Source organism: Pseudomonas sp. B414, from assembly GCF_055408445.1.
Genome location: NZ_JBUZTQ010000014.1, coordinates 113,356 through 125,091, shown reverse-complemented (window position 1 = coordinate 125,091; position 11,736 = coordinate 113,356). Strand labels below are relative to the sequence as shown.

At 57.9% G+C, this 11,736-nt stretch carries 11 protein-coding genes and 1 pseudogene; 5 read left to right on the top strand and 7 right to left on the bottom strand.

What is annotated here, in order from left to right; genetic code table 11:
• The 5 genes and pseudogenes from ACZRMH_RS14175 to hemF form a co-directional block, all read right to left on the bottom strand.
• A pseudogene (locus ACZRMH_RS14175) lies at window positions 1-332 on the bottom strand (hypothetical protein); the annotation flags it as partial.
• Window positions 333-460: 128 nt separating this feature from the next.
• On the bottom strand, window positions 461-1,546 hold the full coding sequence (locus ACZRMH_RS14170) for a polymorphic toxin type 44 domain-containing protein (protein ID WP_464013903.1): 1,086 nt from the start codon (window positions 1,544-1,546) through the stop codon (window positions 461-463).
• A 190-nt stretch (window positions 1,547-1,736) separates the two neighbouring features.
• The gene (locus ACZRMH_RS14165) at window positions 1,737-2,063 is read right to left on the bottom strand and encodes a DOPA 4,5-dioxygenase family protein (protein WP_464013902.1); all 327 of its coding nucleotides are present in this window, start codon (window positions 2,061-2,063) and stop codon (window positions 1,737-1,739) included.
• 195 nt (window positions 2,064-2,258) lie between these two features.
• Window positions 2,259-3,080, bottom strand: a complete 822-nt coding sequence (aroE, locus tag ACZRMH_RS14160; protein ID WP_464013901.1) for a shikimate dehydrogenase — start codon at window positions 3,078-3,080, stop codon at window positions 2,259-2,261.
• A 22-nt stretch (window positions 3,081-3,102) separates the two neighbouring features.
• Window positions 3,103-4,017, bottom strand: a complete 915-nt coding sequence (gene hemF / locus ACZRMH_RS14155; RefSeq protein WP_464013900.1) for an oxygen-dependent coproporphyrinogen oxidase — start codon at window positions 4,015-4,017, stop codon at window positions 3,103-3,105.
• A 162-nt stretch (window positions 4,018-4,179) separates the two neighbouring features.
• Here hemF and ACZRMH_RS14150 point away from each other — a divergent pair, with 162 nt between their 5' ends.
• Window positions 4,180-5,157, top strand: coding sequence for an NADPH:quinone reductase (locus tag ACZRMH_RS14150; RefSeq protein WP_464013899.1), 978 nt, complete (start codon window positions 4,180-4,182; stop codon window positions 5,155-5,157).
• Window positions 5,158-5,297: 140 nt separating this feature from the next.
• On the opposite strand, the gene tsaC is transcribed toward ACZRMH_RS14150, so the two are convergent.
• Window positions 5,298-5,855: an L-threonylcarbamoyladenylate synthase type 1 TsaC gene (tsaC, locus tag ACZRMH_RS14145; RefSeq protein ID WP_464013898.1), complete on the bottom strand. Its 558-nt coding sequence runs from the start codon at window positions 5,853-5,855 to the stop codon at window positions 5,298-5,300.
• A gap of 35 nt (window positions 5,856-5,890) precedes the next feature.
• Window positions 5,891-6,988, bottom strand: a complete 1,098-nt coding sequence (dprA, locus tag ACZRMH_RS14140) for a DNA-processing protein DprA (protein ID WP_464013897.1) — start codon at window positions 6,986-6,988, stop codon at window positions 5,891-5,893.
• 381 nt (window positions 6,989-7,369) lie between these two features.
• On the opposite strand from dprA, the gene def reads away from it, so the two are divergent.
• From def to trkA, 4 genes are all read left to right on the top strand, one after another.
• Window positions 7,370-7,876 (top strand): peptide deformylase, encoded by a 507-nt coding sequence (gene def, locus ACZRMH_RS14135; protein WP_463978985.1) that lies wholly within the window; start codon window positions 7,370-7,372, stop codon window positions 7,874-7,876.
• 203 nt (window positions 7,877-8,079) lie between these two features.
• On the top strand, window positions 8,080-9,030 hold the full coding sequence (fmt, locus tag ACZRMH_RS14130; protein ID WP_464013896.1) for a methionyl-tRNA formyltransferase: 951 nt from the start codon (window positions 8,080-8,082) through the stop codon (window positions 9,028-9,030).
• A complete protein-coding gene (rsmB, locus tag ACZRMH_RS14125) occupies window positions 9,027-10,337 on the top strand; it encodes a 16S rRNA (cytosine(967)-C(5))-methyltransferase RsmB (RefSeq protein WP_464013895.1) in 1,311 nt (436 codons plus the stop codon). Before fmt ends, rsmB begins: the two co-directional genes overlap by 4 nt.
• 10 nt (window positions 10,338-10,347) lie before the next feature.
• The gene (gene trkA, locus ACZRMH_RS14120; protein ID WP_464013905.1) at window positions 10,348-11,733 is read left to right on the top strand and encodes a Trk system potassium transporter TrkA; all 1,386 of its coding nucleotides are present in this window, start codon (window positions 10,348-10,350) and stop codon (window positions 11,731-11,733) included.
• Window positions 11,734-11,736: the final 3 nt, after the last annotated feature.

Genomic DNA, 11,736 nt, shown 5'->3' with positions numbered 1-11,736 from the left:
AATGATCGCGCGCTCTTCAACGCTGAGTTCGGAATAGGACATAGGGGCAGCACCGTACCGGAAAGGTCAGGTGTTGCACTCAGTTTTCGCGGCCGCCCTCCATTAACTTTATAAAATGCAGTATTGCTGTAATCATAAATTGTATCCGCCACTTCTAGCTTGACCCTGTCACGCATGACATTTCGTACAGCCGCTGTGCTTTTTGTGACGAGAAATGGTGTTTTATTTTTTAACTTTTCTAATACCTCTTCAGTAGTGCCTTGTCGCTCCACGAGATAATATCTGTATACAAACGGTACTGTAGCACCCCCCTGAATCGTACAGTACTTCATACACTGCACCTTTTTCACCTACATTATTAATTGATACGACACGAGTGGGCTCTGGCAAGGCTTCAAAGGACATATATATATATAATGCTTGCCCAATACATAAGATTATCGATACCCCACATATCCACTTACGAGCTTTTTGATTTTGCATACTCAATTCCAGCTTTAATCCAGACTTGATCGACAGGATCATCCCCATAGGGCGCCTCAGACCACCATTTGTCAAACTCTTCCTTCGACGTACCGGCTATAGACTGTGCCGCTCCAGCTGCTCTTAATAGCACTCCTTCAGAAAGACCAATAGCCGTGCCAACTGCGCCATAGTGAAAATTACCGAAATCGGCATACTGACGCCCCAACTGCTTGAAATCCCACTCCCCTTTGTTTTTAACTTTTGAATAAAACCAGCTGAGTAAAAAGGTCGCGCCATGACCATAAAGATAATCTTTTAGCTGTAGAACATGCTCAATGTTTTTATCGATAGATACATCAGGGGGTGAGACAGGGACCTCCTTGAGCTCAGCCCTGTTAATGGCGTCAGCCAAGCGAAGCGCCTCTTCATTTACTTTTGCTTTTACTGCTGCAATACGAATTGTTAGCGCATTAGCTTTTTCATTTAGAATTTTAATTTTATCCGAAAGGAGATTTCTCATGTATGCAGCAGAGACTGACTTGATAAAATTATTATAAACATCAATGGGCTGCGCCCCACTTCCCCAATCCTGGAAAATATTCACAAAATCAACAGCATTTGACTTTATATCTTTAGCCAAAGGATTTCTACCAAAAAAAGAATTAGCTTTTTCCGAGTAGGTTTTAATATCGTCATTTTTACTTACCAGCAACTCGCTAATAATTGTTTTTCCCTTTTCGGCCGTTTCCAGCTCAGATAGATCTTCATCACCGATAGCTACTGATAACTCATAATCGACTTGAGATTTAATATTTGTAAGTTCAGCCAGGTAGGCTATTTCGATATTTCTTTGCGCAGTGGCAGCAAGAACGATTACTGTCATTGTCCAATATGAATCTCTCACCCCTCTTTTTTTGAAAAAAGTATCAAGGCCCGCATTATCTGGTACGGATCCATTCCATGGTAAAGGGCGTGCCTGAAACCCACCAGGCACTACAGGTAGCACGGGTAGTTTGGGGGGAGGAACTGGATCAGGGGTTATAACAATAGGTCCTATATTCAATGGTGGCGGCTTGGACATAAATCCTCCTAGCTAAGTATTTGCGAAAAACTTTCTATAAATAGGTTCTAAACAAAACCTATTAGAACGTTAGCCCTCACCTAAAAATATAGCCACAGCGAAGCTGCCGTTATTAATGTCGGATACTTCCTTAACTATGCTTTTTATGTAGGAGATAGTTCAGTGGTAGGCGCAGACACGGCGCCCCGAGTCAGAACACAGACAAATCCAGCGGCCTCACAGCCCCCATCCAGATCGCATGTTCGGTGTGGTCCAGCAGGTCGTTACCGGTATCGGGGTGCAAAAAAACCACCAGCCCGCGCCGATTGAGCGCCAGCCAAGGCAGGACGATGCCGATCAGTTCGGGGCCAAAGGCCAGCTGGCAGCTCCAGTCCGGGTGCGGGCCAACCGGGCGTTGGTGAACACGGCCCATTTGCAGGTTGAACAGCCGCGTCGCTTCTTCGGCCAGGGCGCGGGCCTGGTCGAGGGTAGTGGCATCGAAATAGAGATGGGCGTGGTAGCCCTTGATTCGTTGCATAAGTACCTCTTTGAAAAGCCCCTCACCCCAACCCTCTCCCGGAGGGAGAGGGTTGGGGGATATTGAGGACTTTTGGCAATCTGAAAGTGCTGTTTTGAATCTATATTCGACCCGGTATTTCAAATCGCAGATTAACGATAAACAACACGGTCGGCCCCCTCTCCCTCCGGCAGAGCGCTGGGGTGAGGGATGGCTTTACAGCGCCAGCAACCGGCGCAACTCAGCCAACGCCGGTGCCGTGTCCGGACGCACCCCGCGCCACAGATAAAACGCCTCCGCAGCCTGCTCAGCCAGCATGCCCAGACCATCCATCACCTGGCCCGCACCCTGTGCGCTGGCCCACTTGCAGAACGGGGTAGGCTCCTTGCCGTACATCATGTCGTAGCACAGGGTTTTGCCCGGCTCGATCAGGCTGCTGGCAATCGGTGGCACTTCGCCCGACAGGCTGGCGGAGGTGGCGTTGATGATCACGTCAACCGGCTCATACAACCAGTCAAAGCCACTGGCCGCCACCGGGCCGAGGTCGCTGAACAGTTCGGCCAGCACTTCAGCTTTTTCCACGGTGCGGTTGGCGATGGTCACAGATGCCGGGCCTTCGGCCAGGATCGGCTCCAATGCACCACGCACCGCGCCGCCTGCACCCAGAATCAAAATGCGTTTGCCCTTGAGGCTGAAGCCGGCATTGACCGTCAGGTCGCGCACCAACCCGGCACCGTCGGTGTTATCGCCCAGCAAGCTGCCATCAGCCTGCTTGCTCAGCGTGTTGACCGCGCCTGCACGCTGCGCCCGTGCAGTCAGCTGGTTGGCCAGCCGGTAGGCCTCTTCCTTGAACGGTACGGTGACGTTGGCACCGCGCCCCTCCTGAAAGAACGCCGTGGCGCAGCCGGAAAAATCTTCCAGCGGCGCAAGCAAGGTGTCGTATTGCATGGCCTGGCCGGTTTGTTCGGCAAACAGGCGATGCAGCACCGGGGATTTGCTGTGGGCAATCGGGTTACCAAAAACGACGTAACGGTCCATCAGGCAAGCTCCTCGGGCAATATCAGGCGTTGGCCAACCAATCGCGGTCTTGCAGGAAGTACTCGGTCAGACGCGCTTCAGGGCTGCCCGCTTCGGCTTTCCAGTCGTAGCCCCAGCGAACCTGAGGTGGCAACGACATCAGGATCGATTCGGTACGCCCACCCGATTGCAGGCCAAACAGGGTGCCACGGTCGTACACCAGGTTGAATTCGACATAACGGCCACGGCGGAATTCCTGGAATTCACGCTGCTGGGCGGTGTATTTATCGGCTTTGCGGCGCTGAACAATCGGCAGGTAGGCGTCGATATAGGCGTCACCAATGGCGCGAATAAAGGCAAAGCAGGTGTCGAAATCCCACGCGTTCAGGTCATCGAAAAACAGGCCGCCAATACCCCGGGGCTCGTTGCGATGCTTGATATGGAAGTAGGTGTCGCACCAGGCCTTGTAGCGCGGGTAGACATCGGCGCCAAACAGCGCACACGCCTGCTCGGCCACGCGGTGCCAGTGCACGCAGTCTTCTTCAACGCCGTAGTAAGGGGTGAGGTCAAAGCCGCCGCCAAACCACCATACCGGCTCTTCGCCTTCTTTTTCTGCGATAAAAAAGCGCACGTTGGCGTGGGAAGTCGGCACATGCGGGTTGTGCGGGTGGATCACTAGCGACACGCCCAGGGCTTCAAAGCCACGGCCTGCCAGCTCAGGGCGATGGGCGCTGGCAGAGGGCGGCAGGCCGCTGCCAAATACGTGGGAAAAGTTGACGCCGCCTTTCTCAATCACGTGGCCGTTTTCGATGACACGGGTACGACCGCCACCGCCCGCCGGGCGCTCCCAGGCGTCTTCGACGAATTGGGTGCCGCCGTCTTCAGTTTGCAATGCGTTGCAAATGCGGTCTTGAAGGTCGAGCAGGTAGGCTTTTACAGCCTCGGTGCGAGTAGTCATGACATCACCTTAAATCGGGCAAAGCGACGCGGCACTTCGTTCAGAGCGGGGCCGGCGGCAAAGGGCCGCTAGCATAACACCGCACCTTGCTTCACCGCAGTTGACGAAGATCACGCTTAGGCGTTGGATAGCGGCTTCGTCTATTGAGCAAGGACAGTGCAGATGGCTAAGCGTATCCAGTTTCGGGCCCACGGCGGCCCTGAAGTGCTTGAGTATGTCGACTTCCAGCCCGCCGAGCCGGGCCCGCTGCAGGTGCGGGTGCGCAATCAGGCCATCGGTCTGAATTTCATCGATACCTATTACCGTGGTGGCTTGTACCCGCTGGCTGAGCTGCCTTCCGGGCTGGGCAATGAAGGTGCAGGCGTTGTCGATGCGGTGGGCAGTGAAGTGCGTAACGTGAAAGTCGGCGATCGCGTGGCTTACGGCACCGGGCCGCTGGGCGCATACAGCGAACTGCACGTACTGCCTGCGGCGAATGTGGTAAAGCTACCCGAAGATATTTCCTTCGAGCAAGCCGCCGCCGTAATGCTCAAGGGGCTTACAACCCAGTACCTGCTGCGTCAGACCTATGAACTCAAAGGTGGTGAAACCATCCTGTTCCACGCTGCTGCAGGTGGGGTCGGCTCGATTGCCTGCCAATGGGCGAAAGCCTTGGGAGTGAAATTGATCGGCACGGTCAGCTCGGCCGAAAAAGCCGCACACGCCAAAGCCCTGGGCGCTTGGGAAACCATCGATTACAGCCATGAAGATGTGGCCAGGCGGGTGCTGGAATTGACCGACGGCAAGAAGTGCCCGGTGGTCTATGACGGTGTAGGCAAGGACACCTGGCTGACCTCGCTGGACTGCGTGGCCCCACGCGGGCTGATGGTCAGTTTTGGTAACGCTTCAGGTGCAGTGACCGGCGTGAACCTGGGGATCTTGTCGCAGAAGGGTTCGCTGTACGTAACCCGACCGACATTGGCCAGCTATGCCAATAGCGCTGAAAACCTGCAGGCGATGGCCGATGAGCTGTTTGCAATGATTCGCAGCGGCGCCATCAAGGTAGATATCAGCCAGCGGTTTGCGTTGGCTGATGCAGCCAAGGCGCAGACAGAACTGTCGGCGCGCCGCACGACTGGCTCGACGATTTTGTTGCCTTGATAAAACCGGGGTTGATCATTTCCCCGTGGGAGCGAGCCTGCTCGCGAAGGTCGCAAGAGCGCCGCATTTATCCGGCAAAAATACTCTATTGCTAACTACCTTCGCGAGCAGGCTCGCTCCCACCGGGTTTGGTGTTTTAATTACGCCGGGCGCACTACCTTGCCGCTGGCCAAATCACGAATCAGGCTCGGGTTTTTCCGCCCGCCCAGATTACCGCCCAACACATGATCGATTTGCCCACGGAAATATTGCTCAACTTTTAACCGTGTACGCGCAGCCGGCAAGCCGGCCGGGTTGGCTGAAGTCGATACGATCGGCCCCACCAGCGCGCACAACTCACGCACCAGCGGGTGATCGCTGACGCGCAGAGCTACGGTGTCATGTACCCCGGTGATCCACTCGGGCAACAAGCCCTGATGCGGCACCAGCCAGGTGTTCGGCCCCGGCCAGGTACTGGCCATGCGGTCGATCCACTCCTGGGGGAAGTCTTCAAACAAAAAGTCGAACTGGTGGATGTTGTCTGCCACCAGAATCAGGCCTTTATCCACAGGCCGCGATTTGATCGCCAGCAACCGCTCAACCGCCTCTTCGTCCCACGGGTCGCAACCCAAACCCCAAACCGCTTCAGTCGGATAGGCAATCACCGCGCCTGCGCGAATGGCTCTTGCAGCTTGTTGGACGCGCCAGGTGCTGATCATTGAATGTCTCCAGATATGTGCTGCGCGCAGTGTACTTAGCTGGCGCGAGCAAACCAACGCCCGCCCTCAAGCACGACGTGCCCCGCCAGCTCAAGCTCGGTCAGAGTGGCGAGCAACCGTGGTAAATCCCAGCCACTGGCATGGACCAGCGCTTCGCTGGTGTAAGGCGCTGCCTGCAACAATTGCACTATCGGATGACAGCTTGGTGTAAACATTTCTGTTGTGGATAACGGCATCGAGCGCCAGCCCCGCAGACCTTCAAGAATATGCTCGACGGTTTCAACAAGCGTAGCGCCATCACGGATCAACTGATGGCAACCCCGTGCACCCGGGTGGTGGATGGAACCGGGCATGGCGTAGACCTCGCGCCCCTGCTCTGCAGCAAGGCGGGCCGTAATCAGTGAGCCGCTGGACACGCTGGCCTCAACCACCAGCACGCCGAGGGACAAACCACTGATGATGCGGTTGCGCCGCGGGAAGTTGGCCGGTTGTGGCCCGGCGTCCAGCGGGAACTCCGAAACCACCGCGCTACCGCTGCAAATCATTTCATCCGCCAGTGTACGGTTGCGCTGTGGATAAAGTTTTTCCAGGCCGGTGCCCAGCACCCCCACTGTCTGCCCGCCAACGTCCAGAGCGCCCTGGTGCGCCGCGCCATCAATCCCCAGCGCCAACCCGCTGGTAATCACAAAACCGGCCCCGGCCAGGCTGCGGGAAAAGGCGGTGGCGGTGTCCAGCCCCGGCCTTGAGGCGCGTCGGCTACCGACCATCGCCAACTGCGGTTTTTCCAGAATCGACGGCTCGCCGGCCACAAACAACAGCGGCGGAGCATCACTCAACTCACTCAGCAGCGCCGGGTAATCGGCACGGTCGTGCAGCAGTACATGGTGTCTGGAGCCCTCAAGCCAGCGCAATGCAGCGCTGGCACCATCGCGAACCTCAGGGCTGCGCCGCGCCTGGGCACAGGCCTCGGGCAGCCCCAGGGCACGCCAGGCACTGGCAGGCGCGCTAAGCGCCGAACTGGCCGAGCCAAAGGCGCTGAACAGGCTGTAATAACGCCGTGGCCCGACTTCAGGTAACCGGTGTAAACGCAAACGAGCCTCCAGCTCTGCTGGGGATATTTCTGACGGCTGCATAGGATCATCCTTGATCGATTATTCCATCTGGCTGTAAGGAACAAGCTGTGGATAACTCTGTTGACAAGTTGTTTAGCAAACTATGAAAAGCACCGGGCTGAGCTTCCCGGCAAAACTTGAAACGGCAGTTGGAAACCCAACATTAGTTGAACGTTGCCGCAAGGCGCGCCAGGTTGGTTTCAAATTGAGACATGCAGGCGTGCAGCCCGGCAGCTAGTCGTTTCATCCGCGGGTGAATCCCTTTATTATGTGCACTCGCGTGAAACGCCTGAGCCCGAGCGGGCTCTCTCTGAAGGAGACGTTTTGCACAGGTTGCCCGAGTCCACAGGACCCACCTGACAACCGTTTTTGAATCTTTCACACAGTGCACCAATCAAACTTATGGCTATTTTGAACATCCTCGAATTCCCAGACTCGCGTCTGCGTACCATCGCCAAACCCGTGGCGGTTGTGGACGACGAAGTCCGTCAGTTGATCGATGACATGTTTGAAACCATGTACGAGGCGCCGGGCATTGGCCTGGCCGCCACTCAGGTCAACGTGCACAAGCGCATCGTGGTCATGGATCTGAGCGAAGACCGCAGCGAACCGATGGTGTTTATCAACCCCGAGTTCGAGACCCTCACCGACGAGATGGGCCAGTATCAGGAAGGCTGCCTTTCGGTACCGGGCTACTACGAGAACGTGGATCGCCCGCAGCGCGTCAAGATCAAGGCGCTGGACCGTGACGGCAAGCCGTTCGAGATGATTGCAGAGGGCCTGTTGGCCGTGTGCATTCAACATGAGTGCGACCACCTCAACGGCAAGCTGTTCGTTGATTACCTGTCTACGCTCAAGCGCGACCGGATCAAGAAGAAGCTGGAAAAACTGCACCGCCAGAACGCTTGATCCCTTTGTCGGCTGTAGTCGCTGGCGAGGCACGAAGGCTGCGAATCGGCGGCGCAGCCGTCGCAAAATCAGACGACCCTATACGTCAGGCAGATGGCGGTGCCTGGATTACGGCTGCTGCGCAGCCGACTCGCAGCCTTCGTGCCTCGCCAGCGACTACAGGCTCGCAGAGCGCTCCTCCCCCCATTCCAAGTGAGTAACCCATGACTGAGCCACTGCGCATCGTCTTTGCTGGCACCCCAGAATTCGCCGCCGAACACCTCAAGGCGCTGTTAAGCACCCCTTACGAGATCGTCGCGGTTTACACCCAACCGGATCGTCCGGCAGGGCGCGGGCAAAAGCTGATGCCAAGCCCGGTCAAGCAACTGGCGCTGGAACACACTATCCCGGTGATGCAACCACCAACCCTGCGCGCCCCTGAAGCTCAAGCCGAGCTGGCCGCACTCAAGCCGGACCTGCTGGTGGTAGTGGCCTACGGCCTGATCCTGCCGCAAGTGGTACTGGATATTCCCCGTCTGGGCTGCATCAACAGCCATGCTTCGTTGCTGCCACGCTGGCGCGGGGCGGCGCCGATTCAGCGCGCCATCGAAGCCGGTGACCTTGAAAGCGGCGTGACCGTAATGCGCATGGAGGCGGGTCTGGACACCGGCCCCATGCTGCTCAAGTCGGTCACTCCAATCAACGCTAATGACACCGGCGGCAGCCTGCACGACCGCCTGGCCGAGCTGGGCCCACCGGCCGTGATCCAGGCCATTGCCGGTCTTGCTGCTGGCACGCTGCAAGGCGAAGTGCAGGACGACAGCCTGGCCACCTACGCCCACAAGCTGAACAAGGACGAAGCACGCATCGACTGGAACCGCCCGGCCGTTGAGCTGGAACGCCTGATCCGCGCCTTCAACCCGTGGCCAATCTGCCACAGCACCCTTAATGGCGAAGCCCTGAAAGTGTTGGCCGCTACCCAGGCGGATGCCCAGGGTGCACCCGGGCAAATTCTTGCTGCAAGCAAGGACGGCCTGATCGTCGGCTGCGGCGAAGGCGCGTTGTGCCTGACCCGTCTGCAATTGCCCGGTGGCAAGGCGCTCAACTTCAGTGATTTTTTCAACAGCCGCCGTGAGAAGTTTGCCGTCGGTACCGTATTGGGCGCCGCACAATGAACCCTCGTCTGGCCGCCGCCAAGGCACTGACCGCCGTACTCAACGGCAAGGCATCGCTTAACAGCTCCTTGCCGCTGCAACTGGACAAGGTTGAGGCTCGCGATCGCGGCCTGACCCAGGACCTGGCGTTCGGCACCGCCCGCTGGCAGCCGCGTTTGTCGGCATTGGCCAACAAACTGCTGCAAAAACCGTTCAAGGCCGCCGACGCTGATGTTGAAGCGCTACTGTTGGTGGGGCTGTATCAACTGCTCTACACCCGCATTCCGGCCCACGCCGCCATTGGCGAAACCGTAGGCTGCGCCGACAAGCTGAAAAAACCGTGGGCCAAAGCCCTGCTCAACGCCGTATTGCGCAACGCCCAGCGCGAGAGCGAAGCCTTGCTGGCCGAACTTGAGCGTGACCCGGTGGTGCGTACCGCCCACCCGCGCTGGCTGCAAAAATCTCTAAAAGCCTTCTGGCCAGAGCAGTGGGAAGCCATTTGCGCGGCCAACAATGCGCACCCGCCAATGATTTTGCGGGTCAACCGCCGTCATCACAGCCGCGATGCGTACCTGCAATTGCTGGTCGAAGCCGGTATCGAGGCCCAACCGTGCACCTTCAGCCAGGACGGTATCGTACTGGCCGAGGCGTGCGACGTACGCAACCTGCCGGGCTTTGCCGAAGGCTGGATCAGCGTGCAGGACGAAGCCGCGCAACTGGCCGCCGATCTGCTCGATCTGGCACCGGGCCAGCGCGTGCTCGACGCCTGCTGCGCTCCTGGCGGCAAAACCTGCCATATCCTGGAAGTCGAACCCGCGCTGGCTGGCGTGGTTGCGGTCGATCTGGAAGCCAAGCGCCTGGTGCGCGTGCGCGAAAACCTGGCACGCCTGGGCCTGAGCGCCGAGCTGATCGCTGCCGATGGCCGCGACACCGCCACCTGGTGGGACGGCAAGCCGTTCCAGCGCATCCTCCTCGATGCGCCGTGCTCGGCGACCGGTGTTATACGCCGTCACCCGGACATCAAGCTGACCCGCCAGCCGGACGACATTGCCGCACTCGCCACCTTGCAGGGTGAACTGCTGGACGCAATGTGGCCAACCCTGGAAGTGGGTGGCATCTTGCTCTATGCCACGTGCTCGACATTGCCGACCGAGAACACCGAAGTGATTGAAGCCTTCCTGGCCCGTACACCGGGTGCCAGGGAACTGGATATCGCCGGGCAGTTCGGTATCAAGCAGCCCCACGGGCGCCAGTTGCTGGCGCAAGAGGGCGGGCACGATGGCTTCTACTACGCCAAACTGATCAAGATCGCTGCCGCTCGCGGCTAACGGATTAAGGATTGCAGGCATGAAAATCATCATCCTCGGCGCAGGGCAGGTCGGCGGTACGCTGGCAGAACATTTGGCCAGCGAAGCCAACGACATCACCGTGGTCGACACCGATGGCGAGCGCCTGCGCGACCTCGGCGATCGCCTGGATATTCGTACCGTGCAGGGCCGCGCCTCGCTGCCCAATGTGCTGCGCCAGGCCGGTGCGGATGACGCCGACATGCTGGTGGCCGTGACCAACAGCGACGAGACCAATATGGTCGCGTGTCAGGTGGCCTACACGTTATTTCACACCCCGACCAAAATCGCCCGGGTACGCGAAGCGGCTTATCTGACACGCGGTGAAGAGCTGTTCGACAACGACGCGATCCCGGTCGACGTATTGATCAGCCCCGAGCAGGTGGTCACCAACTACATCAAGCGCCTGATCGAACACCCCGGTGCCTTGCAGGTGATCGACTTTGCCGAAGGCAAAGCGCAGTTGGTTGCAGTCAAGGCGTACTACGGTGGCCCGCTGATTGGTCAGCAATTGCGCCAGCTACGCGAGCACATGCCGAATGTAGATACACGAGTGGCCGCGATTTTCCGACGTGATCGACCGATCACACCTCGTGGCGATACAGTTATCGAGGCCGACGATGAGGTCTTTTTCATCGCCGCCAAGGCCAATATTCGTGCGGTAATGAGCGAAATGCGCCGTCTCGACGAAAGCTACAAACGCATTGTGATCGCCGGTGGCGGGCAGATCGGTGAGCGCCTGGCCGAAGCCATTGAAAGCCGGTATCAGGTCAAGATCATCGAGATGAATCCGGCACGTTGCCGCTATTTGTCCGACACCCTGGACAGCACCGTCGTGCTGCAAGGCAGCGCTTCGGACCGCGACCTGATGCTCGAAGAAAACATCGCCGACGCCGACGTGTTTCTGGCCCTGACCAACGACGACGAGGCCAATATCATGTCCTCGCTGCTGGCCAAGCGCCTGGGTGCGAAGAAGGTGATGACCATCATCAACAACCCGGCTTATGTGGACCTGATCCAGGGCGGTGAAATCGATATCGCCATCAGCCCGCAGTTGGCCACCATCGGCACCTTGCTGGCCCACGTGCGCCGTGGCGATATTGTCAGCGTGCACTCACTGCGCCGGGGTGCGGCCGAAGCCATCGAGGCGATTGCCCACGGTGACTCGAAGTCAAGCAAGGTGATTGGCCGCAGCATCGGCGAAATCAACCTGCCGCCGGGCACCACCATTGGCGCGATCATTCGCGACGAAGAAGTACTGATTGCCCACGACTCGACCGTAATCAACGCTGGCGACCACGTGATTTTGTTCCTTGTGGATAAAAAGCATATTCGCGACGTAGAGAAGCTGTTCCACGTGGGTTTGAGTTTTTTCTAAGGA